Source organism: Chitinophagales bacterium (assembly GCA_017303835.1).
Classification (GTDB): Bacteria; Bacteroidota; Bacteroidia; order Chitinophagales; family Chitinophagaceae; genus JAFLBI01.
In genome coordinates this window covers 755,663-780,830 of record JAFLBI010000001.1, presented here as the reverse complement: position 1 = coordinate 780,830, position 25,168 = coordinate 755,663, and the positions used below count along the sequence as shown (strand labels likewise).

19 protein-coding genes are annotated in these 25,168 nt (G+C 43.8%); 13 read left to right on the top strand and 6 right to left on the bottom strand.

Annotated features, from left to right (window positions below):
* Positions 1 to 85 precede the first annotated feature (85 nt).
* A complete protein-coding gene (gene msrA, locus J0L83_03530; GenBank protein MBN8663616.1) occupies positions 86 to 736 on the top strand; it encodes a peptide-methionine (S)-S-oxide reductase MsrA in 651 nt (216 codons plus the stop codon).
* 193 nt (positions 737 to 929) lie between these two features.
* Here the strand turns inward: msrA and J0L83_03525 are convergent, their stop codons facing one another.
* Positions 930 to 2,579, bottom strand: a complete 1,650-nt coding sequence (locus J0L83_03525) for an ABC transporter substrate-binding protein (GenBank protein ID MBN8663615.1) — start codon at positions 2,577 to 2,579, stop codon at positions 930 to 932.
* Positions 2,580 to 2,605: 26 nt separating this feature from the next.
* Here J0L83_03525 and J0L83_03520 point away from each other — a divergent pair, with 26 nt between their 5' ends.
* Both J0L83_03520 and J0L83_03515 read left to right on the top strand, forming a co-directional pair.
* Positions 2,606 to 4,282, top strand: a complete 1,677-nt coding sequence (locus J0L83_03520; GenBank protein ID MBN8663614.1) for a M1 family metallopeptidase — start codon at positions 2,606 to 2,608, stop codon at positions 4,280 to 4,282.
* Positions 4,283 to 4,302: 20 nt separating this feature from the next.
* Entirely contained in the window at positions 4,303 to 5,784 is a 1,482-nt protein-coding gene (locus J0L83_03515) for a polysaccharide biosynthesis C-terminal domain-containing protein (GenBank protein MBN8663613.1), read from the top strand.
* A gap of 6 nt (positions 5,785 to 5,790) precedes the next feature.
* Here J0L83_03515 and J0L83_03510 read toward each other — a convergent pair whose 3' ends face one another.
* A complete protein-coding gene (locus J0L83_03510; protein ID MBN8663612.1) occupies positions 5,791 to 6,519 on the bottom strand; it encodes a C40 family peptidase in 729 nt (242 codons plus the stop codon).
* Positions 6,520 to 6,675: 156 nt separating this feature from the next.
* Between J0L83_03510 and dnaE the strand changes: the two genes are divergently transcribed.
* The 6 genes from dnaE to mqnE all read left to right on the top strand — a co-directional run bounded on the left by dnaE (position 6,676) and on the right by mqnE (position 14,673).
* Positions 6,676 to 10,350, top strand: a complete 3,675-nt coding sequence (gene dnaE, locus J0L83_03505; protein MBN8663611.1) for a DNA polymerase III subunit alpha — start codon at positions 6,676 to 6,678, stop codon at positions 10,348 to 10,350.
* Between the two features lie 23 nt (positions 10,351 to 10,373).
* A complete protein-coding gene (locus J0L83_03500; protein ID MBN8663610.1) occupies positions 10,374 to 10,769 on the top strand; it encodes a hypothetical protein in 396 nt (131 codons plus the stop codon).
* Between the two features lie 211 nt (positions 10,770 to 10,980).
* On the top strand, positions 10,981 to 11,376 hold the full coding sequence (locus J0L83_03495) for a DUF1801 domain-containing protein (protein ID MBN8663609.1): 396 nt from the start codon (positions 10,981 to 10,983) through the stop codon (positions 11,374 to 11,376).
* Between the two features lie 274 nt (positions 11,377 to 11,650).
* Positions 11,651 to 11,968: a thioredoxin gene (trxA, locus tag J0L83_03490; protein MBN8663608.1), complete on the top strand. Its 318-nt coding sequence runs from the start codon at positions 11,651 to 11,653 to the stop codon at positions 11,966 to 11,968.
* A gap of 123 nt (positions 11,969 to 12,091) precedes the next feature.
* Complete coding sequence (locus J0L83_03485) at positions 12,092 to 13,357, top strand: NupC/NupG family nucleoside CNT transporter (protein ID MBN8663607.1); 1,266 nt, start codon at positions 12,092 to 12,094, stop codon at positions 13,355 to 13,357.
* 125 nt (positions 13,358 to 13,482) lie between these two features.
* Positions 13,483 to 14,673: an aminofutalosine synthase MqnE gene (gene mqnE / locus J0L83_03480; GenBank protein MBN8663606.1), complete on the top strand. Its 1,191-nt coding sequence runs from the start codon at positions 13,483 to 13,485 to the stop codon at positions 14,671 to 14,673.
* A gap of 531 nt (positions 14,674 to 15,204) precedes the next feature.
* On the opposite strand, the gene J0L83_03475 is transcribed toward mqnE, so the two are convergent.
* Entirely contained in the window at positions 15,205 to 16,632 is a 1,428-nt protein-coding gene (locus tag J0L83_03475) for an L-serine ammonia-lyase (protein ID MBN8663605.1), read from the bottom strand.
* Positions 16,633 to 16,771: 139 nt separating this feature from the next.
* Between J0L83_03475 and J0L83_03470 the strand changes: the two genes are divergently transcribed.
* The 3 genes from J0L83_03470 (at position 16,772) to J0L83_03460 (ending at position 20,084) form a co-directional block, all read left to right on the top strand.
* Entirely contained in the window at positions 16,772 to 18,034 is a 1,263-nt protein-coding gene (locus J0L83_03470) for a serine hydrolase (protein ID MBN8663604.1), read from the top strand.
* A complete protein-coding gene (locus J0L83_03465; protein MBN8663603.1) occupies positions 18,009 to 18,773 on the top strand; it encodes a DUF4397 domain-containing protein in 765 nt (254 codons plus the stop codon). The genes J0L83_03470 and J0L83_03465 overlap by 26 nt, the downstream gene beginning before the upstream one ends.
* A 171-nt stretch (positions 18,774 to 18,944) precedes the next feature.
* Positions 18,945 to 20,084, top strand: coding sequence for a pyridoxal phosphate-dependent aminotransferase (locus J0L83_03460; GenBank protein MBN8663602.1), 1,140 nt, complete (start codon positions 18,945 to 18,947; stop codon positions 20,082 to 20,084).
* Positions 20,085 to 20,155: 71 nt separating this feature from the next.
* On the opposite strand, the gene J0L83_03455 is transcribed toward J0L83_03460, so the two are convergent.
* Both J0L83_03455 and J0L83_03450 read right to left on the bottom strand, forming a co-directional pair.
* Complete coding sequence (locus J0L83_03455; GenBank protein ID MBN8663601.1) at positions 20,156 to 21,898, bottom strand: hypothetical protein; 1,743 nt, start codon at positions 21,896 to 21,898, stop codon at positions 20,156 to 20,158.
* Between the two features lie 10 nt (positions 21,899 to 21,908).
* Positions 21,909 to 23,537, bottom strand: a complete 1,629-nt coding sequence (locus J0L83_03450) for a hypothetical protein (GenBank protein ID MBN8663600.1) — start codon at positions 23,535 to 23,537, stop codon at positions 21,909 to 21,911.
* Positions 23,538 to 23,657: 120 nt separating this feature from the next.
* Between J0L83_03450 and J0L83_03445 the strand changes: the two genes are divergently transcribed.
* Positions 23,658 to 24,587 carry a class I SAM-dependent methyltransferase gene (locus J0L83_03445; GenBank protein ID MBN8663599.1) on the top strand — a complete coding sequence of 310 codons (930 nt, stop codon included), beginning with the start codon at positions 23,658 to 23,660 and terminating at the stop codon, positions 24,585 to 24,587.
* Positions 24,588 to 24,657: 70 nt separating this feature from the next.
* Here the strand turns inward: J0L83_03445 and J0L83_03440 are convergent, their stop codons facing one another.
* Entirely contained in the window at positions 24,658 to 25,140 is a 483-nt protein-coding gene (locus tag J0L83_03440; GenBank protein ID MBN8663598.1) for a cytidine deaminase, read from the bottom strand.
* Positions 25,141 to 25,168 lie beyond the last annotated feature (28 nt).

Here is a 25,168-nt window from a genome sequence, read left to right as displayed (position 1 = left end):
CAGCAGAAAATTGAACAAAATGCCCGTTTGGCTGTATTCACATTTACTTTGCATCTGTACTTGATACCTTCACGTATCTACTATTATGAAACAACTATTCAGCATCTTGTTTTCGTTTGCCGCACTGGTTTCCTGTGCCCAGCCAGCGAGTGATAAAAAGTCAACTGCTATGAAGCCTATCGATCCTACAAAAGCCGCCAAGTTTGATACCGCCACCTTTGGTGCCGGATGTTTTTGGTGTGTGGAAGCGATTTTCCAACGTGTAAAAGGTGTTGAACAAGTGCTCAGTGGTTATGGTGGTGGACATGTAGAAAACCCGACTTACGAGCAGGTATGTGATAAAACAACCGGTCACGTAGAATTGTGCCGCATCATCTACGACCCCAAGCAGGTGAGTTTTGATGATTTGTTGGAAATTTTCTGGAAGACCCACGATCCTACTACCCCTAATCGCCAGGGCAATGATGTTGGCCCGCAATATAGAAGCGTGGTGTTTTACCACAACGAATTACAGCGTGAGCGTGCGGAGTATTACAAAAAAGAATTGGACAAGAGTGGTGCTTACAAAGCACCTATTGTGACTACCGTTGAGCCTTTCAAGAACTTTTATCCTGCTGAAAATTATCACCAGAATTATTACAACGATAATCCTGCACAAGGCTATTGCTATTTCGTGATCAAGCCTAAGGTGGAAAAGTTTGAAAAAGTGTTTAAGGATAAGTTGAAGAAGAATTGATAATTAAGAATTAAGAATGAATAATTCTTTTTATCTGATTTAATATAATCTAATATCCCCTCCTTGTTGAGGAGGGGTGTCATGTGTGCAACACATGACGGGGTGGTGTAAATACCCCTCAGTCACCTTCGGTGACAGCTCCCCTTTGCAGGGGAGCAAAATGTAAGAGGATAAATTCCGATTTACGAAATAATCATTTCACCCTCACTCTCCTCAACTCCAGCAAATTCAACGCATTGGCATGAAAGCCGCTGATATTGGGTTGTACGAGGTGAATCACCATGTCGTACCAAACAGGCACTACAGGTGCATCATTGATGACCAGCTGATCCATTTGTTGGTATAAAGCATAGCGAAGAGAATCATTGGTCTCAGCAATGGCTTGCTCATACAAGCGATCAAAAGCGAGATTCTTGTATCGTGTATAGTTTGGTGGCGCTGGATTCTTGCTGTAAAACATCGCCATATAATTCTCCGCATCAGGATAATCTGCAATCCAGCTGCCGCGGAAAAATCCGGCGGTGGATTTAGCAGTCTGCTCCAATAATAAACTCTTCTGTATGACTTCTACCTGAACAGGTATGCCCACATCCTCACATTGCTTGGCTACATAGCTGGCAATGTCTGCGTAAATAGGTATGGTGAGTAATTTGATGGCAGGCAGTTGATTCAAATCCAAACCACTGCTGCGTAACAACTGTCTGGCTTTCTCCGGATCATAAGCATAGCCTTTCACCATTTCTGTATTGCGTGAGGGTAATCCGCCCGGCACAAATCCAGCTGTTGCAGGAAAACCAATGGAATTGCGTAGGTATAAAATCAATTGTTCTCTGTTGATGGCATGGTTAATGGCTTGTCGGATCGCTTTCACCCGCAAAGGCGAATTACGCACCACCGGATTGTTTTCATCTACCAGTATGCCGAAATATTCTGTGTTGAGGTAAGCGTGTTTATTGAGTTGCAACTGGTTTACCCATTTGCTGCGCAACTCCCCTTTCTTGGTGAGAATTTCATCCTTGAAGGAAGGATCAATATCATTGATAAAACTCAATTTACCTTGTCTGAATTGTAAAAACTCCGTTGCCTTATTGTCGAAGAAACTCACTTTCACTGCATCTAGATAAGGCAGGTTTTTTCCTGTACTATCTTTTTCCCAATAGGCTTTGTTCTTGTGCAGGATGAGTGCTTGTCCCTCTTCCCAACTCACAAATCGAAACGGCCCGGTACCAACAGGATGTCTACGGAATTCAATGCCATATTTTTCTACAGCTTCTTTGGGCAGGATGCTGCAATACTGCATGCTGAGAATACCAAGTATTGGCTGAAAAGGTCGGAGTAATTTTAACTGAAACGTAGAATCATTTAGTGCGGTGAATGGTGCAATGGGATCAATTCGCCCATTAAAAATCCAAGCTCCACTGCTGGCAGTCTTGGGATCAATGATGCGTTGCAAACTGAAGACAACATCCGCTGCTGTTAATAGCCTTCCCTTTCCATCTGGAAATGCAGCGTCATTGTGAAACCGCACATCTTTTCGAAGATGAAACGTATAGACCTTTCTATCTGCACTGATTTCCCATGAATGTGCCAAAGAAGGGCGTATGTTCAACCCTGTATCAATTTCCACCAGGGTATTGTATACTTGATGCACCGCCCACATGATACTTTGGTTCTTGGCAAATGCGGGATCTAGTGTGGCTATGCCTGTTGTTTCATTGTAACTGAAGACGTTTTTGTTTTGCTCACCGGCCTGTTTGCAAGCAAACACGCAACCCAGCACTAATAAGAGGATTAGTCCGTTTATCCATTTTAGCAGTTTAGTGAGCTTGTTTCGTGCACGCATCACACCGAATATCTTATTTTTAAAACATGAATGCAAAACTTTTCATAGGCAGTGCCTGCTTGACACTGCTTTGCAACCTTGGTTCCGCACAACTCTTACAAACCAATAAAAGCTTTACCCGTCAGGATACCCTGCGTGGCAGCCTGAATGCAGAACGCAACAGTTGGGATGTGCAACAATACCATGTACAGGTAAAACCAGACTTTGCTTCAAAGACCATTGCCGGTGTTACACGCATCGTGTACAAAGCCATTAGTCCTGTGTACACTATGCAGGTTGATTTACAACAGCCATTGATCATCGATAGCATCCTGCATCGTAATAAATCAGTCTCCTTTGTGCGCGAAGGCAATGTTGCCCATGTGAAACTGATTGATTCTGCTATCCGCATCAAATTCAAGCCAGGCGTAACTGATTCCATCACGGTCTATTATCATGGCAAACCCAGAGAAGCCGTGCGCCCACCTTGGGATGGCGGTTGGATTTGGCGTAAAGATGATCAGGGCCGACCATGGATGAGTGTGGCTTGTCAGGGACTTGGTGCATCTGTTTGGTATCCTTGTAAAGACCACCAGAGCGATGAACCTGATCAAGGTGCGAGTTTGACGATGATTGTGCCAGATACATTGGTAGCGGTGGGTAATGGCCGACTCGCTTCCAACACATCTGCCAACGGATTGGCTACCTACACTTGGAAAGTGAAGAACCCTATTAATAGTTATAATATCATTCCCTATATCGGTAAATATGTTTCCTGGAAAGACACCCTGAATGGTGAGAACGGTAAACTTGATTTGCAATATTGGGTATTGGATTATGAAAAAGCAAAAGCTGAAAAGCAGTTTACGCAAGTAAAGCCTATGCTGCGGGCATTTGAATACTGGATGGGCCCCTATCCTTTTTATGCCGATGGCTATCAGTTGGTGCAGAGTCCGCACCTCGGCATGGAACACCAGAGCGCCATTGCTTATGGCAATAAATTTTTGAACGGCTATTTGGGTCGCGATTTAAGCGGTACAGGTTGGGGATCGAAATGGGATTTCATCATCGTGCATGAAAGCGGCCACGAATGGTTTGCCAACAATATCACCACCAAGGATATTGCGGATATGTGGGTGCACGAAGGCTTTACCAATTACAGCGAAACGCTCTTCATTGATTATTACCATGGAACAGAAGCAGGCAATGATTACAACAAGGGCATTCGTAAGAATATTGCCAATGATAAAAACATCATCGGTATTTATGGCGTAAATGAGGAAGGTAGCGGCGATATGTATTACAAAGCATCTAACATGATCCACAGCATTCGCCATATCATGCATGACGACAATCGTTTCCGCAACATGATTCGCGGACTCAACAAGGATTTCTACCACAGCACGGTAACCACTGAACAAGTAGAACAATACATCAGCAAAGCAGCTGGCATCAACTTGTCCAAAGTATTCGATCAATACCTGCGCACCACACAGATCCCAGTGCTGGAATATGAGTGGAATGCTGATAGTACGCGTCTCGCGTATCGCTGGAGCAATTGTATTGCTGGTTTTGATATGCCTTTATCCTTGGGCAATATCCAGCTGCAACCCAATACGCAATGGCAATCCATCGTTGTAGATGCAGATAAGCGCCCTTGGTTGCATAAAGATTATATCGAGCGGATGTATTATATCAAAACAGCCAGCGCAACAAAACCATAATTTGCGCCTGAAACCATTGCATGGGAACCATTAGAAAACAAGCCATTCTCTCCAGCATACTCGTTTATATCGGGTTTGTCGTAGGTGCTTGCAATGTATATATCTCTACCATCAATGGTTCACTCACGGAGGAACAGTATGGTCTCACCCGTGTGTTTTTTGATATTGCCCAGAATATGTTTGCCTTTGGCAGCTTGGGTATCATTCCGGTACTCTTCAAATTCTATCCTTACTACAAAGACAATCTGCCGCCTAAGGAAAACGACTTGCTTACTTGGTCGCTGGTAACTGCCTTGATTGGATTTGGTATAGTGATTGGTTTAGCGTTCTTGTTTAAAACACCACTCACTAATCAGTTCGTTGAACGCTCACCCCTCTTCGTTCAATATTTCTATTGGGTTTTTCCTTTTGCAGCGGGTATGTTGTTCTTTTCCTTGCTGGAAGGTTATAGTTGGGCCTTAAAGCAAACCATTCTTCCTGCTTTTTTGAAAGAAACCTTGTTCCGTATGGTTACCACAGCCATACTGCTCTTGTTTTATTTCCGCATCATCAGCTTTGATGTTTTCATCAAACTATTTGCCTTTGCTTATTTCGTCATCTTCCTGATTCTGCTGATTTACCTCATTCGCAAAGGACAGTTTCATTTGACTTTCCAAAAAAGCCGCGTAACCAAAAAGTTTGCGAAGAAAATGTTCGGCATGCAGTCGCTGATCTTTGGCGGCATCCTCATCAGTGCTTTGGGACAAACGATTGACGGTATCTTGATTGCATCTTTAAAAGGTTTGGGTACCGCCGCTATTTTTACTGTGGCACAATATGTGGCCAATCTGGTGCAAGTGCCCCAACGCAGTATGCAATCCATTTCCACCGGCATCTTATCGCAAGCATGGAAGGACAAAGACTATAAAGAGATTAACCGTATTTATGGCCGAACGAGTATTAACCTACTCATCATGGCCCTATTCATTTATGGTAATGTGGTGTTGAATATTACACCTGCCATTGAACTGCTGGGCATGCAAGCCATTTACCTGACAGGCGTACAAACCTTATTTGTTTTAGGCATTGCCCGCATTATTGATGCAGGCACAGGCGTAAACGGCACCATCATCGCTACTTCTACTTTCTGGAAATTCGATTTCTTCAGCGGCGTGGTGATGCTGGCCCTGATGATTCCCTCTAATTATTTTCTGATCAAGGAATACGGCATCATTGGCTCTGCTTATGCGCAGATCATTTCTATGACGGTCTATAATTTTATTCGTTGGGAATTTCTACGTCGCAAATTCAATATGCAACCCTTTACTTGGAAAACATTGTATACCCTACTCTGGTCGCTGGGCAGTTTTCTCATTATCTATTATGCGATGCAATCCTTCACCGGTTGGTTGGGTTTGTTTGCACGCGCCATCAGTTTTAGTGCATTGATGATTGCCGGAGTATTCTGGTTAAGACTTACACCGGATGCTTTGCAATTATGGGAGAAATGGACGAAACGGTGATAAGTTCTACTTGTAAACCCTTCCCGCCCCGCGGAATCTTGGCTGCCAGTAACGATCATTCAAATCGCTGATGGTAACACCACCACTACTGGATGCATGTGCAAATTTGTTATTTGTGAGATACACACCTACGTGTGAAATAGATCTGCCTGTGGTTTGAAAGAAGACCAAATCACCTTCGCGTAATTCATTCAACCCAATCTTTTCTGCTTGCTGGTGCTGCTCTTTAGCGGTGCGCTTCAATTCCTTGCCGTACACATCTTTCAAAATCATCTTAGTAAAACCTGAGCAGTCGATACAGTTCTGCGTATTGCCACCGAGACAATATGGTGTCGCCCACCACTGATCAATCAATTGTAGTAATGGCAGGTTATTCAATTCCTCCACCGGTGCGTTTACAATCAAAGAATACTTGTATTGCAAAGCCGCAGCTTTCTCTATATCTAGTTTGGGAATATTGGGATTGCTATAGCCATAGCTCGCATCATTGTTGGCAGCATCACCTGCTTCAGTAATTTTTCTGCGCTGGTTAGTGGTACTGGTCTTGTGTCTGGAAGTAACTGCATTGCCAGGCGTTACTTCGATATTGTCCAGAAACACCGGATTGCTCTTGCGGGTTTTCTTGGGCGCACTATTGGCCATTGACCCATCCTTATCCGTCAACTTGCGAATGGTTTTACAAGAGCCGAAAACCAGCACCAAGCAACAACTGATATAGATGGGGAATTTCTGCATAAAGTGCTGCAAATTAAGCAGGTATTCCCCATTGGGGCAAAAACAGTCGTCAGAAATTGGTCAAATATGGGCTTTGTGGATAATTGAAGCTGGTTTTTGAACGGGCTGACAACGATATTTGGCGTTGCAGTTACCTGTTTATCAACTGCCTAGCCTATGTGTCAGTTTTCGCATTTACACGTTCATACGCAATACTCTTTATTGGATGGAGCCGCTTCCATCGATAGTCTTTATAAGAAAGCCGCCAAAGACAATATGCCTGCCCTGGCCATCACCGACCACGGCAATATGTTTGGCGCTTTTGAATTTGTGAGCCAGGCTTGGAAGAATACCAAGGTCGTGGGCAAGGATGCTAATGGAAAAGATATTGTTGAGCCAGTCATCAAACCCATCGTCGGTTGCGAGTTTTATGTGGTGCGCGACCGCTTTGCCAAATCCTTCACCAAAGACATGAAAGATGAGCGTTATCACCAGGTACTGCTGGCCAAGAATAAAAAGGGGTATGAAAACCTGATCAAGCTCACTTCACTCGGGTATATCGAGGGTATGTATAGCAAATACCCGCGTATTGATAAATCACTGATTGAAAAATACCATGAAGGCCTCATCGCAACCACTTGTTGTATTGGTGCATACGTGCCCCAAACCATTTTGCATGAGGATGAAGCAAAAGCAGAGAAAGAATTCAACTGGTGGTTAAACCTGTTTGGCGAAGATTATTATGTGGAACTGCAGCGTCACCAGATCAAAGAACAGGAACAAATCAATCAGACCTTACTCAAGTTTGCCAAGAAATACAATGTGCCTGTCATAGCAACAAATGATAGTCACTATACAGATCAAGACGATTACAATGCCCACGATATTCTCTTGTGCATCAATACCGGTGAAAAACAAAGCACACCGGGCTTTGATGATTTTGTGAACGATGATGCACACGTAAAAAACCGTCGCTTCAAATTTCCCAACGACCAGTTCTATTTCAAGAGTACGGAGGAAATGAAGCAACTCTTCAGCGATATTCCTGAAGCGATTGAGAATACTAACGCCATTGTTGACAAAGTGGAAGTGCTGAACCTGAAGAAAGATATTCTACTGCCTGCCTTCCCTATTCCGCAATCCTTTCAGGTGCATGAAGACAGTAATCTGAATCAATGGGAATACCTTAAGCATATTACTTATGAAGGTGCACGTCAACGCTATCATGAGATCACGAGTGAAGTGCAAGAGCGTATTGATTTCGAACTCTTCACTATCAAGACCATGGGCTTTGCGGGTTACTTCCTCATCGTGAGTGATTTCATCAAAGCTGGTCGCGATTTGGGCGTATTCGTTGGTCCGGGCCGTGGTTCTGCTGCTGGTTCGGTGGTGGCTTATTGTATCGGCATCACCAATATTGATCCCATTAAATACAATTTGCTATTCGAGCGTTTCCTCAACCCAGATCGTAAGAGCATGCCGGATATCGATACAGACTTCGATGATGAAGGCCGTCAGAAAGTGATTGATTATGTGGTGGACAAATACGGCAAATCGCAGGTGGCGCAAATCATCACCTATGGTACCATGGCCGCCAAAATGAGTATTAAGGATGTGGCCCGCGTATTGGATCTGCCTTTGGCAGAAAGCAATGCACTCGCTAAGATGGTACCTGATAGACCGGGAACTGATTTGGGTCGTGTCTTAACTGCACCACTCAACAAAAAAGAAGGCGAAAAATCGCTGGAAGAAAAAGAAGGTTTCGGGCCTGATGAAATTGAGAACATCAAGAAGCTGCGCGAAATCTATCATGGTAATGATATTCGTGCACAGGTATTGAAAGAAGCGGAACGTTTGGAAGGTAGCGTACGCAATACCGGTATTCACGCTGCGGGTATCATCATCGCGCCAAGAGACTTGACAGAATTGATTCCGGTTGCAACAGCCAAAGACTCTGATCTCTGGGTTACACAGATTGAAGGCAGCACTATTGAAGAAGCAGGTGTAATCAAAATGGACTTCTTGGGTTTGAAGACCCTCTCCATTTTGAAAACGGCTTTGGAGCTCATTAAACAAAACCATGGCGTAGATATTGATCTGGATACCATTCCATTGGATGATGAAACAACTTTTCATCTCTATCAGAAAGGCGAAACCAATGGTACTTTCCAGTTTGAAAGTGTGGGTATGCAGAAATACCTCCGCGAACTCAAGCCCGATAAGTTTGACGACCTGATTGCGATGAACGCACTCTATCGTCCCGGCCCATTGGCTTATATCCCCAACTTCATTGATCGTAAACACGGCAGGGAAAAAATAGTGTACGACCTGCCCGATATGGAAGAATATTTATCCGATACCTACGGTATTACCGTGTATCAGGAGCAGGTGATGTTGCTCTCACAAAAACTGGCCGGCTTCTCCAAAGGTGATGCGGACGTACTCCGTAAAGCAATGGGTAAAAAGCAGAAAGCCGTGCTGGATAAAATGAAAGCACAGTTTATCAGCGGTGCCAAAACAAAAGGCCATCCTGAAGATAAGCTGGAAAAAATTTGGACCGACTGGGAAGCATTTGCCCAATACGCTTTCAACAAATCGCACTCTACCTGTTATGCGTTTGTAGCGTATCAGACCGCTTACCTCAAAGCCCACTATCCTTCTGAATACATGGCTGCGGTACTCAACCATGCAGGCAGTATTGAAAAGATCACTTTCTTCATGGAAGAGTGTAAACGCATGGGTATTAAAGTGCTGGGCCCTGATATCAATGAATCGCTCAAAGGTTTTGCCGTGAACAAAAAAGGCGAAATCCGTTTTGGTTTGGGTGGATTGAAAGGTGTTGGCGAATCTGCTGTGGAAGTGATCATCAACGAACGATTGAAACATGGCGCGTATCAGGATATGTTTGATTTTATTCAACGGGTGATCTCACGCAACGTGAATAAGAAATCATTGGAAAGTCTGGCTTATTCCGGTGCATTCGATTGCTTCCCGCAATTCCACCGTGCACAGTATTTCCATATTGCAGATGGCGACCGCATCAATGGTTTGGAAAGAATTATTGCATACGGACAAGGTCAGCAACAATTGACTGCAGGTACGACGAATACTTTGTTTGGTGATTTGCCTGCTGCGATGGAAGTGCCCAAACCCAAGATTGGCCCTTGCGAACCCTGGACACTCACAGAGTTGCTGGAGCATGAAAAAGAAGTGACTGGTATGTTCATGAGTGGTCACCCATTAGACCATTTCAAGTTTGAGTTGAAGTATTACGGCATCATGAGTCTGGGCGATTTCAATGAGATCAAAGAATCTACTACCCTTACTGCTGCCAATGCAGGAAGAAATATGCGCATCGCGGGTTTGGTGATTGATGGCCAGCACCGCGTGACCAAAACGGGTAGAAATTTTGGTTCATTGACGATTGAAGATTTTACCGGCAAGACAGAGATCATGTTGTGGAGCGATGATTATGTGAAGTTTCAGAACTACTTAGAGAAAGGCATGAACTTGTTGGTGAATGGATTCTTTAAGCAACGCTACAACAGCGATAGCTATGAGTTTAAAGTAACCTCCATCAATTTGTTGGAAACAGCCAAACAAAACCTCACCCGCAATATTGAGTTAACCATGCATCCTGCGGCGGTAAATCCGGAGTTAGTGCATTTTCTGGAAACCAATGTGCGCAAGCATCCGGGGCGTTCGGCTTTGCGTTTTCATATTATGGAACCCAAGGAGCAATTGAAAGTGACCATGTTTACGGCAGAAATGGGTTTTACCATGAATGATGAACTAGCCAATTACCTGCTCAATAATCCGGACTTGGATGTGCACGTGGGGTTGATGGGATAAAATGAATTTTTAAAACCAGTGATATGAAATCCCTATTACTGCAATCTGTGCTTACTGTCTTTGTGGGCATCGCACTTATTTTATTGGCCGTACAAATCAATGGCTTTGCTTTTCCAGAAGAAGGCGAATACTATTATTCCAAAATTGTAAGGAATAATTATACCAAGCCCATGATGCTAGTGTATTTAATAGCCGGTGTTGTCTTGGGATATGTCTTGCAACTCAAGCCTTGGTTAATCGGTATTTTGTTGGTGAGTTATTTCTTTCTCATCACTGCGTATGAGGCCACGGTCTATCGCGGTAGTCACAATCTCCTACCCTTTGAATTAGCCATGTATTTATTCTTTGCTATACCACCAGTTGGTGGAGCGTATATTGGGTATTTAATTAAGCGGAGTAAGGAGAAGTCGTCTGTTTGATTGATGAAATCTTAGTTGAAAAAATCTTTGATTACATAAAAATTCAAAAGGCAAAAACTGGTCTTTGCGTTGCATAGCGTCTTAGCGCCTTTGCGGTTAAACCTTCTAATAAATAGCTGAATGCTTAAGGCTAAAAGCAATCATCATGCATTGAGCACTCAGCATGATGCCTTTAGCCCAAAATATTTAACTTGAGGCATAACCCTTAGACATGTACAAAGACTTCGCCGGATCTGTGGATGAATTCATCAAACGCTATCCCAAGCCAATACAACAACAACTGAAAACACTACGTGCTTGTATCAAAACCCATGCACCCGAAGCCATAGAATCCATCAGCTATGGAATGCCTGCTTACAAACTCAACGGACCGCTGGTCTATTTTGGGGTTCATGCCAAACATATCGGCTTCTATCCAACAGGTGAAGGTGTCAAAGCATTTGAGAAAAAGATCATTCAACTCGGTTATGCTTATTCCAAAGGCGCGATACAATTTCCGCTTGACCAGCCTATTCCGGTGGATTTGGTAGAAGCAATCGTGAAACACAGGGTTGTAAGTAATAAGGCAAAAGTGAAAAGCAAAAAGTCTAAAGGCAAAAGGTCTTAGCGTTGTATAGCGTCCTAGCGCTTGCCCGCAGAAGCTTTAGCGTAGGCGGGACTTTGCGGTTAAAAACGCTGAAGAAAAAGCCCAAATAAATACGTAATAAGCTTAATTTCAAATCTCAAATAGCAAATCCCCAATAACTTAACGCCCTTCTGTCAGCCTGTTTTGGCATAATCACAGGCGTGGATAAGTCAAAAAAGCACAAATTCCCAGCTGGAACTATATTTGACATCCCTTGTTTACAAAACAAGATTTCAAACAAATAAACAATACAATCATGGCTTTAGAATTTACAGATGCCAATTTCCAGACAGATGTGCTGGCAAGCGATAAATTAACCGTAGTAGATTTCTGGGCAGAATGGTGTGGCCCCTGCCGCGCTATCGGCCCCGTTATTGAAGAATTGTCTAAAGAATATGCCGGTAAGGTAAATGTGGGCAAGCTCAATGTAGACCACAACCCCAATGTAAGCGTGAACTTCGGTATCACTTCTATCCCTGCCATCCTCTTCATCAAGAATGGTCAGGTAGTTGACAAGCAAATTGGTGCCGTACCTAAGAGCGTGTTGGAGAAGAAGATCCAGGCGCATATCTAATTAACCTGTGGATGGGTTAGTATCCCCGCATCCCGAAGTATCGGGACTGCGGGGATTTTTTCTGTATGCCCAATTAGTTTTTCTTTTAACTTACCGGCTCAAACCAACTTGCTAACCCTACTCATGGAAAGATTTCAGGGCATACTCGGTGTATTGCTAATCCTCGCGATTGCATTTGCTTTTTCCAATAACAAGAAACGTATCAATGTTCGTCTCGTAATCAGCGGCATTCTCTTACAAACCTTTATTGCTGTACTCGTACTGAAAGTGCCGCCGGTAACGGCCTTCTTCCAGAAACTGGGCCATGGCATGGAAAAGATTGAAGCTTTTGCTCGTCAGGGTGCGTCTTTTGTCTATGGCGGATTGGGTGTACAGCAAATGGATGGCACCATCGGCAACTATGTGAACGGCGGCTTTGTGTTTGCCTTCAACGTAACTGCCACCATCATCTTGGTTTGCGTGCTTGTTGCTATTCTCTACCATGTAGGCATTATGCAGCGTGTTGTAGCTGTGATTGCTAAAGCCATGAACTATGTGATGCGCGTGAGCGGTGCCGAAGCCCTGAGCAATGTTGCATCTGCATTTGTGGGTCAGGTAGAAGCACAGGTAATGATTCGTCCTTACTTAGCCGGTATGACCAAAAGCGAGCTACTCGCCAGCATGAGTGGTAGCTTGGCTTGTATCGCAGGTGGTATCTTGGTGGTATATGTGAATATGGGCGCACAAGCCGGTTATGATCTGGCGCCCAAACTAATTGCTGCCAGTTTAATGGCTGCACCCGGTGCTTTGGTGATTTCCAAGATCGTATTCCCGGAAACAGAAGAAAGCCAGACCATGGGCACGGTGAAACTGGAAGTGAAAAGTCATTATACCAATGTGGTTGATGCTATTTCACACGGTGCTGGTGATGGTTTCAAAATTGCCATGAATGTGATTGCCATGCTGATCGGTTTCATTGCTTTGATTGCGATGATTGACTGGAGCCTGATGCGCATTGGCCATATTTTCGATCCCAACTTTAACCTCAGCCTCAACTGGATATTTGGTAAGCTCTTCTATCCCATCGCTTGGTCAATGGGCGTCCCTGCTAGCGATGTAAACAATGTGGCTACATTGTTGGGACAAAAACTCACCATCAACGAATTTGTGGCTTTCCAGAACCTGGCCAATAAATCTGTACCCATCGTAACCGAGAAAGGCCTGTTGATTGTGTCAATCGCTATCTGTGGCTTTGCCAATTTCAGTAGTGTGGGCATGCAGATTGGTGGTATCGGAGAACTGGCACCCACCCGAAGAGCAGATCTGGCCAGATTGGGCCTGAAAGCTTTGTTGTGTGGTACCCTAGCTTCTTACTTATCTGCCAGCATTGCCGGTATTTTACTGAGCTAATTTGTGGAAGATTTTTCCCCTGTATAACTGTTTGATTGAACAGTGGATACCGCAATTTTTCGAAGGACGAAAGAACTGATTTATCTCATTTTTTAGTGCAGGGTTTCAGTTAGTTTTGCGGCATGATGAACGCATTATCTACTCAGTTACTCTCCGATCCATTTCAGCTAGTAGCAGCCACCAAAGAACCCGATCTTAAGCGCATTGGCGAAAAGATTTTGAACAAGGAACGCCTCAGTTTTGAAGATGGCGTTGACTTGTTTGTGCGAGCATCCCTGCCTTTTGTAGGCACCCTGGCTAACTGGGTGCGTGAGCAAAAGCATGGTCACAAAACCTATTTCAACAGGAACTTCCATATTGAGCCTACAAATGTGTGCGTGTACTCATGCAAATTCTGTTCTTATTCTCGCCTCTATGCCCACCGCGAAGAAGGTTGGGAACTGAGCATTGAGCAGATGATGCACATGGTAAAAGCCTATGATGGCAAACCCATTACCGAAGTGCATATTGTGGGTGGTGTGCATCCAAAGATGGATATGGAATTCTTCAAAGACTTGCTGCGTTCTATCAAAGCACACAGACCTGATTTGCACATCAAAGGTTTTACAGCGGTGGAACTGGATTATATGTTCCGCAAAGCCAAACTGAGTGTAGAAGACGGTATGCGTCAGTTGCATGAAGCCGGCTTGGATTCATTGCCCGGCGGTGGTGCTGAAATCTTCCACCCTGAAGTGCGTGAGCAGATTTGCGCCGATAAAGTAGATGGTGATGGTTGGTTGGCGATTCACAAAGCAGCGCATCAATTGGGCATGCATAGCAATGCCACGATGTTATACGGTCATGTTGAGGAATACTGGCATCGTGTAGATCACATGGAAAAACTGCGCAAGATGCAGGATGAAACTGGTGGATTCAATACGTTTATTCCGCTCAAGTTCCGTAATCATGATAATGAAATGAGTCATGTGGCTGAGACTTCTGTGATTGAAGACATGAAAGTCTATGCCATTGCTCGTTTGTATATGGATAATTTCCCGCACCTGAAAGCTTATTGGCCAATGTTGGGCCGACAAAATGCCCAGCTCACACTCAGTTTTGGTGTGAATGATATTGACGGCACCATTGATGATTCTACCAAGATCTACTCAATGGCCGGCAGCGAAGAACAAAACCCAAGCATGAGTACGGCTCAATTGGTGAACCTGATTAAGCAGGTAAAACGCCAGCCGATTGAGCGTGATACATTGTACAATGTGGTCAAAGACTACAGCAACGTGGATTTGGCAGTCTTAGAAGCAGATCCGAATATGAATTAAGCGAATGGTTGCTGGTTAATAGTTAGTAGTTACTGGTTGGTAATTTTTGGCTAGGTCGTATCGTTTCTGATTGTTTTCAATAAAATATCAATGTAAAATATATCCCCTCTTTGATAAGGAGGGGTGGCATGTGAGCAACACATGACGGGGTGGTGCAAATACCCCTCAGTCACCGCAGGTGACAGCTCCCCTTGACTGGAGAGCAAACACAACTGCAAAAAATTCTAAATGCTCTAATAATATTAGATTTCTTTTTCACGCAAGACCCGTAAAGTTGACATAGCGCGCAATGATGAATATTCCTCTGCGAGAACGCTGTTAACTCTTGTTCTCTGCGGTTAAGGATCAAAATACGAGAATCGAGACTAGAGAAACGAAAGCTGAAAAGCGTTTGGGTTTATGCCTTAAGCTTTAAGCAATTTCAAATCACAAATATCAAATAAGTATTCCTCGCGCCGCTTCGCGTCATGGCGACTTTGCGGTTTAATGATTATCTCCAAAAGACTAATGACCAGTACCCTAAGGCCTCACCTAACATTCCGGTAAAGAGATTGGGATATGTACAGCTAAACCACCGTCGGCGGTTTCTTTGTATTTGCTGCTCATATCAAGTGCCGTGTTCCACATGGTGGCGATCACTTTGTCTAAACTCACCACAGCAAAATCAGGCGTACTCTGCAATGCCAACTGCGAAGCAGTAATGGCTTTAATCGCACCCATCGTATTTCTTTCAATGCAAGGAATCTGTACCAATCCGCCAATGGGATCACAAGTTAAACCCAAATGATGTTCCATGGCAATTTCTGCAGCCATTAGGGTTTGTCTTTGCGTACCACCGAGTGCTTCCGTTAATGCCGCAGCAGCCATCGCAGAGGAAACACCAATTTCTGCCTGACAGCCACCCATTGCTGCAGAAATGGTGGCACCTTTTTTAAAGATGCTGCCAATTTCAGAAGCTGTTAGTAGGAATTGCATGATTTTTTGTTCATCACTGCCGCCACTGAATGCAACATAATACATCAACACAGCTGGAATCACACCAGCAGCTCCATTGGTAGGTGCGGTTACTACCCTGCCAAAAGAAGCATTCTCTTCATTCACCGCAAGGGCAAAACAACTCACCCAATCAAGAATGTATTGAAAGTTTTGTCCGCCACTTTGTATGGCTTGTAACCAACTATTGTAATCGGTATAGGATTTACCTGCTAGCATTTTCTTATTCAGGTCAAATGCGCGGCGTTTCACTTTGAGTCCGCCGGGTAATTCACCTTGTGTATGACAACCGCGATACATACAATCGCGCATAGTATGCCAGATATTTAGGACACCAGCTTTTGTTGCTGCTTCATCGCGCCATGCATGTTCATTTTCTAAGACTACTTCGTACACATGCATACCGGTTTTCATACACCAGTGCAGTAGATCATCAGCAGTATTAATAGGAAAAGGAAGTTCTACATTTGATTTCTGCGCAGCCCCCTCTCCTTCTTGTACAACAAATCCTCCACCAATAGAATACCAGGTCTGACTGATGTTTTCACCATTACTGAGTGTTGCGAGAAAGCTCATACCATTGGGATGAAAAGGCAGGGTTTCATTCACGAGGAAAACCACATCGGTCAATGGCTGAAAAGCAATGCCTTGTTCACCTCCCAAAGCAATAAAACCTGTTTCGTTGATACGGGCAATGGTTGGGTTGATATCTTCCACCGGAATGGTCACAGGATCAGCGCCGGCAAGACCGAGAATCACTGCAACATCCGTTCCGTGTCCCTTGCCTGTTTTAGCCAAAGAACCGTAGAGCAAAACTTGCACGCCTGTCACCAATGATAATTGATCATTCGCTTGTAGGGATTGTACAAAACGTTGCGCAGCTCTCCAAGGACCCAAAGTATGGGAACTTGAAGGACCAACACCTATTTTAAACATGTCGAAAACCGATATCGCTTCGTGGGGCATGGAGTTAAGTTAAAAGTCAAAAGTGAAAAGTGAAAAGTCATGAGTAATACATGTAACCCAGACTTTGCAACCGTTTGGTCAAAGCTAAATAAAAATAAGGCGCTGTAAGATGCAAGAGGGCTTAGCGGTATATTTGAGTATGCGTTATCTACAACTATCGGTGATACTCTTGTGCAGTCTTTGTCTGCAGGCTCAGCCATCTGCTTTAAAGCGGCCTAAGCAAGATACTTTGCTGGAATCTATCCTGCGCAGCCATCCCGCTTTTGCGGATATCATGCAGCATCGCAACGATTGGAACGTACAGATTGTCTATACAGAGATCAACCGTAATAAACGCAATAAGCCTAGTTTTACTGATCATTCGTTGAATCTGCAACCCGGTGCTTATTTCTATCCGGCCAGCACGGTCAAAATGCCCATTGCTTTTCTGGCATTGGAGAAATTGAATGAGTTGAATATTCCTGGCTTGGATATGCATACCACGATGCTCACCAATTCGGCCACTGCGAAGCAGGATCATGTGTACCATCATCCACTTGCTGGCGATGGCAGACCAACGATAGCGCATTATATCAAACAGATTTTTCTAGTGAGCGATAACGATGCCTATAATCGTTTATATGAATTCCTTGGTCAGGAATATATCCAGCGTAAGCTAAAAGAAAAAGGTTATCCAGATGCAGTGATTCGTCATCGTTTGAGTGTATCGCTTACAGATCAGCAGAACCGACAAACCAATCCGATTCGTTTTATCGATTCCACCGGTAAAACGATTTACGAACAACCCGCTCAGAATAATACCAATGCCTTACCTAACTTGAATGTGTTTCAGGGCGAGGGTTATATGCGGGGCAGCAAGCTGATCAATGAGCCTTTTAATTTTTCCGAGAAGAATCGGGTTTACCTGCAGGACCTGCACAATATGCTGAAAGCGGTGATGTTTCCGGAATCTGTTTCAGCTAAACAACGATTCAAACTCACGCAAACCGACCTCGAATTCCTTCGCAGGTGGATGAGCAGCTATCCCGGTGAAAGTAAATACCCGGAATATCCTGCCAATGAATATTGGCCAAGCTATGTGAAGTTTCTGTATTATGGCTCAGAAAAGCAAAGTCCAATTCAGCAGCATATCCGCATTTTCAACAAGGTAGGTGATGCTTATGGCTATCTGACTGATATTGCTTATTTCGCTGATTTTCAAAACAATATCGAGTTTATCTTAAGTGCAACTGTATATTGTAATAGTGATGGTATATTCAATGATGATCACTATGACTATGACAAAATCGGCTTTCCTTTTATGCGCGATCTGGGCAAAGCGGTCTACCAGCAAGCCTTAAAACGTGTTAAAAAGCACTCGCCTAACCTGAAAAACTTTGTCTACACATATCAGCGAGACTAGTTTTGTCGTTTATAGTGAAGCGTTTACAGACATGAAGAAGACTGGTTTAGCATTACTGGCCTTAACTCTATTGGTTTGCTCTTGCAGCAAGACGAGTGATACACGTATGGCCAAAATCAAGTTTATCAACGCCTATCCTTCCAGCACTTACCGTTTTGCTGCCAATGATAAGGACCTTACGCCTGGCTTAATTCAATCGAATCAGGGTTCTGACCTGATCGAGATTCTTAATGGTACCGTTCGTATCAAGGGGTTTGACAAGCGCAATTCGGCTGTGATTGATACCAGTATCAAACTAGCGCCCTTTAAGAATTACACCATGATCGGCTATGATGCCCGATACAATACGCTCAAGAGTTCATTGATTGAAGATGATCTTACAGCACCAGCCTCAGGTAAAGCCCATGTGCGTGTGGTCTATGCTTTTGTGGGCGGTGATACTTTACGTGTAAACACCCGCTTACGCAGCGCCAATGATTTCTGGGAAACTACAGGTCGCGCTTTCAGTGATCATGATTATGATGCACGTTACCGCGCTTTTAAAGCTGTTGCTGCTCCCGGCACTTATCAGTTTACCGTTACTGCTAATAAATCCACCAATGATATGGTCATAAATGAACCATTGGTGAACCTGGCATCTGGAAAAATCTATACCCTACTCGTGAATGCAGATATGAGTGGCGGTAGATCTTCGAATGGTGTACCCTTTTACACACTGAGTATTATCCAGCACAATTAATCAAGATTCCGGCTCTAGTTATTCAGATTCAGTGAAAGCAGGCGCTATCATAGGCTTTGCCGATAGGCGCATTTCCGTACATTTGAAGCATTCTCCAAGCAACCTAACTCTATAGCAATGACTCAGTTGTCTTCCTTACTGCAAAGATTCAATGAACCGGAAACCCTCAAAATGGCCAAGCTTGGTCGCGAATTGCGCGCCAAGGGTATTGATGTGATTGATTTGAGTCTGGGTGAACCTGATTTTGATACGCCTCAACACGTAAAGGAAGCTGCCATTAAAGCCATCAATGATAACTGGAGCCACTACACCCCAGTTGCCGGTTACCTAGATGTACGTGAAGCAGTATGTACCAAACTGAAGCGTGATAATAATCTCGATTATAAACCCGAGAACATCATCACTTCTACTGGTGCAAAGCAAAGTTTGGCGAATGCTATTCTTGCATTGGTGGATGAAGGCGATGAAGTGGTGATTCCAACACCTTATTGGGTAACTTATAGTGAGCTGGTAAAGATTGCTCGTGGTAAAGTGGTAGAAATTCGCACCAGTGTGGAACAGGGTTTTAAAGCAACGCCTGCACAAGTAGAAGCAGCTATTACCGAAAAGACTAGGGTCTTTATGTTTTCTTCTCCTTGTAACCCTAGTGGTGCTGTGTATAGTCAGGCAGAATTGGAAGGTTTAGCGAATGTATTTCGCAAATACCCCAACGTCACGATTCTTGCGGATGAGATTTACGAATACATCAATTTCGTGGGCAAGCATGCATCTATTGCGCAGTTTGCGGATCTAAAAGATCGTGTTGTAGTCATTAACGGATTGAGTAAGGGCTTTGCCATGACTGGCTGGCGCTTTGGCTATATCGCAGCAAATGCAGATATCGCAAAAGCTTGTGAGAAATTACAGGGACAGTTTACCAGTGCCACCTGCTCTATTACGCAGAAAGCAGCGGTAGAAGCTTTGACAGGCGATCTTCGTCCGTCTATGGCCATGACAGAAGAGTTTACACGCAGAAGAACAAGAACGCTGGAATTAGTAAATGCGATTCCTGGTTTAAAATGCAATGCACCTGAAGGCGCTTTCTATGTATTTCCTGATGTGAGCGCATATTATGGAAAGTCAGATGGTACTACCACAATTCAGAACGCTGCTGATTTCAGTATGTATCTACTAAATACAGCCCATGTATCCAGTGTAATGGGCGATGCATTTGGTGAACCGCTTTGTGTACGTTTCTCTTTTGCCAATAGCATGACCAATATTGAGCGTGCATGGGAAAGAATAGCTGCTGCTTTGGCTAAGCTGCATTAATCTGATTGAACGTTTATCTTCAATAAAAAAGGACTTCATTTGAAGTCCTTTTTGTTTAGTTGATTTTTAGCTTATTTGCTACTGTTACTGGCCACACCACCTTTCTTACTGTTTACAGTAACCGTATAGGGTGCATTGCCTTGTACAATCCATTTTACGGTAACTGTGCCTAAACCGGGAATATTGGGCACAGCAATGGTTTGTGGATTATTCTTTTGTTCTGTGGTCTGGTTGAGATCTGCATTCTCGACCTGTATAGCGGCCAAAACTTTGGCTGTTGTATTGATGGTGATATAATCAGGTACTTCTATTTTATTCTTTACGTCCTGACTGCTGTGCGTTGGCATCAATCTTTCATTGGCCACGGTTGCTGTGATTTCTTTTAAGCCATCACCCATATCACGTTCTTTTACTTCACTGATTTTGAGCTTGGGTGTATGGTAGCAATGATAGATGGTGAAAGCCATGTTTCTGTGTGCATCTGTCTCCAGCAAAAAGCCCGGGTGTGCTCTGCCGAAATTCTTTTTGAAACCACCTACTTCAATTTTGCCATACTGTGGATGATCGTATTCTTTCCAAGGCACAAATGCATCTTGGAACAATAAGTAACGATCGAAATCATAGGTCTTATTATCGAAAGGATCGCGGGTGCCTTCACGCATGAACATGAGGTAGGGCGTCCATAATTCATTGGAATAAGTATAGATACCGCGACCAGCATAGAACCAATCCAATTCACCGCCATAAGCAGAATACAAATCCTTGTACACTACCAAATACTTGTATCCGGGAATCAACTCCTCGCCTTTCTTGGCAATTGCATCATACACTGCAACATCCTGCGCATTGTAGGTATTCACATCTTCTTGTCCACCAGGACCACGCAGAATCATACCGCCAGCATTGTGGTAAGATTGTGCAGCTGCAATATTGGGATGCTTCATCACAAACTCCATGATGGCTCTATTCTCAGGCAAGGAAAATGGATATTTGTAAGCGCCATTCTGAATATAGTTTGGCTGCCAGCCCCAACCCCAGTCGCGATTAGGATCGTATTCAAATGTGTAGCCGTCTTCATTTACGCGACCGTCGCCATCATTATCAATACCCTCATTACCGAGTAATTCATATTCGCCTTTTTCATCAGGCCCAACCTGAATCATGTTACGTGTATCTTTTGGATCAATTTTCCAGCGACCATTCGGACTCTTGCGGCGCATCAAGGTGATATGACCATCACCATCAATATCATCAAAGCTGTCTTCGTTCACCACACCATCGCCATCATTGTCCACAGGAATCACACCTGAGCGTGGTGTACTGCCGGTATTGGGCTTATGCATATAGCTGTCGCGTGCATCTGGATTGATGGTAGGCACGAGATAGAATACTTTGTCCTCCAGCAATTCCTGAATAAACTTGGTGTCTGCATGCGACTCGGTTAAATACCAAGCAGTATAAAGCACAAATTCTGCGCCTTGAATTTCATTGGAGTGAATATTACCATCGATATACATACCGGGCTTGAGTTGCTCATTCCCCTTTTTGAAATTGGTAATCGTGAGGCACCAGAGATCTCGTCCTTCGAAGGATTTGCCTAATGATTCCAGCTTAGCCAGATCAGGATAGGCAGCGGCTATTTTCTTACAGATTTCAGAGATGCCGCCATGATCGTAATACTTGTTCCAGCTCACAGCTACTTTTGGATTGGCTGGTGTACCTGCGGCCTTGAATACTTGATTGGGTTGCTGTGCAGCAAGCGTTAAACTGATGGCTGCAAAGCCTATGCTGAGTATAGATTTCAATGTTTGCATGATACGAGATTTAAAGCGTGATGTCAATATTGGCATAACCTGCAGTTGGGCAACCAGCTTCAAGCGTGAGTTTACCACTGCCTTTGACTAACCAAGAAAGTTTTTGGCTGCTATTGCCATCCATGCTATTGAATAACTGAATTTTCTTGCCACCCACTACTTCCTGCTTAGCGCCCGTATTGAGTGCTACTTTTACTTTTTTCACGAAATAACTGCGCTCACCCAATTTGCTGTGCGTACTGAGTACACCTTTGTTCACGATATCAGCAGTGATGCGTGTGAGTCCATTCCCAAGCTTTTCTGTTTGCAGATTGGTGATGCTTATCTCTGGTTGGAGATTGGCCAGTTTGACCAGAAAATCGGTATGCTTTTTTACAGATTCAGCAGCAAACTTGTATGGCGGGTTGATCATGACAAAAGGATCAATGCCACCTATTTCTACTGTTTGGTTGGGATAATCAGGATGTTGAATGGGTTTCCAATCGGTGAAAGCATTCACGCCTTGCTGGCCCAACCATCTCAATGCATTGGCGGTAGGATCATCCACTGTAAATGCTTTTTCTTTCTTCGCAGTATCAGGCTTTGCTCTAGGCATCCACCAACCTTGTGTGCTAAAACTGAGTCGGCCATAATGATAATAAGCCCATGACAACACATCGCCGCCTGCGGCTGCTGTTCTGGGTGCATTCTGTAAGCCTGTTACTTTGTTGTATAACTCACTTACGACTGAATTCGCTTTTGTATCTGGCTCTAACCAACCTGCTACAATTCTTTGCAAAGCTGACTGAGGATTATAGGCAATAGGTGTGCTGAGATTATTGTTGCTGCCAAAACTCACTACAGCATACACATTGAAAGCATCGTATAAGAAATCCAGCATGGCACGTGTTTCTGTTTCTGAAGCAGGATAATCGCCTGCACCTGCTGCAAATGTGCGATGGTTATAGGTCAGGTTTTTATTGAAGGCAATACCGCCTTGACCATCTTCATTCAGCTTACCATCCTTATCATTATCCATACCTTCCTGAAGAAGTAGGTATTGTCCCTTTTCGCCTTTTAGCACATCTGCTTTAATTAATACGCGTGGATCATCGGGGTGAGTTTTGTATTCTCCTAAAGGAGAAGTAACACGCATCCAGGTAATCTTTCCATTCTTGTCCAGATCGTCCATGCCATCTTCATTCAGCTGACCATCGCGATCATCATCTGTTTCTGTGTTGTTGCCTGTGCGTTCATATTTTAACGCAGAAAAATATTGTTCCATGGCATCGGGACTCATATTCGGAAACACATAATAAGTAGTCTTATTCAGCAATGCTTTGGTGCTTTCTGCATTCGCATCTTTAAGCAATTGTTCTGCAAATCCAATAGCCAGTTCTGTACCCAATAAATGATTACCCTCTGTACCACCGATTACCGCAATAGCTGGTTTGCTAGCAGTTTTACCTGTACCAATGGTGAGTAGCCAGATATCTTTTCCGCCATTGGTTTTGGCCATACTTTTTAACTGTACCAGTTGCGGATAATTTTTGGCGAGTGCCTGTAAACGTTCTGCCTGTGCAGCCGCATTGGAATAGTCCTGTGCCCAGCTACTGATTGCAGCCAAACAAAGCAGGAGCCATAGCGATAGTTTTCTCATGCCGAAATTTGTTTAGGCTTAAATATACTTGTTTCACCGAAAGCCAAACCGGTATTTGGATGGATGGCTTTTCGATTGAGGCTTCTTCCCTACTTTCGCTGCATGCAGGAAAAGCTCGATATGTTTCGGAACCGATTGACCAAGGTGTTCAAACACCGAAGCAAGCAGGCCCGTCGTGCAGGCGTGGGCTGTTATCGGGTCTATGATCATGATTTACCTGAATTTCCGCTGTGTATCGAATTGTATGAGGACAAAATTTATGTAGCTGAATATTTGCGCCGTCACGGTATGGATGATGAAGCCCATGAAAGCTGGTTGAATGAATGTATGGAAGTGGTTGCAGCAATACTGGAAACCGATACTGAACATATTTATGTGCGCCAGCGTAAGCGCATGAGTCACCGCGATGAACAGTATGAGCGCATTAGTACGGAGAAAGACTATTTCACTGTACTGGAGAATGGCTTAAAGTTTCAGGTAAACCTGACGGATTATTTGGATACAGGCTTGTTTTTGGATCACCGTATTACGCGTAAGATGGTGATGGATGAGGCTAAAGATAAACGTGTGTTGAATTTGTTCTGTTATACCGGATCTTTCTCTGTATATGCAGCAGCAGCTGGGGCAAGTACTGTTGAGAGTGTTGATTTATCTAAAACCTATCTTTCTTGGGCAGAAGATAATTTTACCATTAATCGTTTGAAAAATCCGAAAGCCTATCGTTTTACTCATGCCGATGTAAAGCAATATCTTTTATCCATTCCGGCAAATAGTTTTGATTTGGTGATAATGGATCCACCTACTTTCAGCAATAGTAAGCGCATGAAAGATTTTCTGGATATTCAGCGCGACCATGTAGCATTGATTAATGAAGTACTGAGAATATTGAGTCCGGGAGGTGTATTGTATTTCAGCACCAATTTCACCAAGTTTCAATTGGATGCCACTGCTATACATAGTGAGCAGATAAAAGATATCACCAGACAAACTACGCCTTTTGATTTTGAGGGAAAGCTCAAGCGCTGGTGCTACCGAATCGTCAAAGCTTGATATTACTGATAAGAATTCATCATTTACTCATTCTATCATTCTATCATCCCCTCATTCATTCATTGATTGTCTACAAATCATCTGGCGTAAAGCTGAATGGCAACAATGCGTCTGCTTTATCTATGATATAGACTTTTCCATCCATGCCGCTTAATATCAGGCGCATGGGTTGTCCAACCCTGATTTGGTATTCAGATAAACTCTGACGGCACATACCGCAAGGTGAAACAGGCTTACTGCTATCGCCATCCAAGTTATGATAGCTGATGGCCAATGTATCAATGGGTACATTCGGATGCAGTACAGCAGCAGCAGATAATAATACGCGTTCTGCGCAAATGCCTACAGGATAACTTGCATTCTCTTGATTGGTTCCTGTAACAATAGCTCCGTTCGCTAGTTTAGCAACAGCTCCAACATTAAAATGAGAATAAGGCGCATAAGCATTGGCTGTAGTAGCTCTGGCTTCTTGCAATAATGCTGCATCTTCAGCATTGAGTTCGTGTAGATCGTTGTAAACTTCGAAATCGAACCGATACTCTTTTCTTTCCATAATCTTAGACTTCGTGAGACAAAAAGTC

Bases quoted from the DNA above. Each gene is read 5' to 3' on its own strand.
- msrA (MBN8663616.1), top strand. From the start codon at position 86: ATGAAACAACTATTCAGCATCTTGTTTTCGTTTGCCGCACTGGTTTCC.
- J0L83_03525 (MBN8663615.1), bottom strand. From the start codon at position 2,579: ATGCGTGCACGAAACAAGCTCACTAAACTGCTAAAATGGATAAACGGA.
- J0L83_03520 (MBN8663614.1), top strand. From the start codon at position 2,606: ATGAATGCAAAACTTTTCATAGGCAGTGCCTGCTTGACACTGCTTTGC.
- J0L83_03515 (MBN8663613.1), top strand. From the start codon at position 4,303: ATGGGAACCATTAGAAAACAAGCCATTCTCTCCAGCATACTCGTTTAT.
- J0L83_03510 (MBN8663612.1), bottom strand. From the start codon at position 6,519: ATGCAGAAATTCCCCATCTATATCAGTTGTTGCTTGGTGCTGGTTTTC.
- dnaE (MBN8663611.1), top strand. From the start codon at position 6,676: ATGTGTCAGTTTTCGCATTTACACGTTCATACGCAATACTCTTTATTG.
- J0L83_03500 (MBN8663610.1), top strand. From the start codon at position 10,374: ATGAAATCCCTATTACTGCAATCTGTGCTTACTGTCTTTGTGGGCATC.
- J0L83_03495 (MBN8663609.1), top strand. From the start codon at position 10,981: ATGTACAAAGACTTCGCCGGATCTGTGGATGAATTCATCAAACGCTAT.
- trxA (MBN8663608.1), top strand. From the start codon at position 11,651: ATGGCTTTAGAATTTACAGATGCCAATTTCCAGACAGATGTGCTGGCA.
- J0L83_03485 (MBN8663607.1), top strand. From the start codon at position 12,092: ATGGAAAGATTTCAGGGCATACTCGGTGTATTGCTAATCCTCGCGATT.
- mqnE (MBN8663606.1), top strand. From the start codon at position 13,483: ATGAACGCATTATCTACTCAGTTACTCTCCGATCCATTTCAGCTAGTA.
- J0L83_03475 (MBN8663605.1), bottom strand. From the start codon at position 16,632: ATGCCCCACGAAGCGATATCGGTTTTCGACATGTTTAAAATAGGTGTT.
- J0L83_03470 (MBN8663604.1), top strand. From the start codon at position 16,772: ATGCGTTATCTACAACTATCGGTGATACTCTTGTGCAGTCTTTGTCTG.
- J0L83_03460 (MBN8663602.1), top strand. From the start codon at position 18,945: ATGGCCAAGCTTGGTCGCGAATTGCGCGCCAAGGGTATTGATGTGATT.
- J0L83_03455 (MBN8663601.1), bottom strand. From the start codon at position 21,898: ATGCAAACATTGAAATCTATACTCAGCATAGGCTTTGCAGCCATCAGT.
- J0L83_03450 (MBN8663600.1), bottom strand. From the start codon at position 23,537: ATGAGAAAACTATCGCTATGGCTCCTGCTTTGTTTGGCTGCAATCAGT.
- J0L83_03445 (MBN8663599.1), top strand. From the start codon at position 23,658: ATGTTTCGGAACCGATTGACCAAGGTGTTCAAACACCGAAGCAAGCAG.
- J0L83_03440 (MBN8663598.1), bottom strand. From the start codon at position 25,140: ATGGAAAGAAAAGAGTATCGGTTCGATTTCGAAGTTTACAACGATCTA.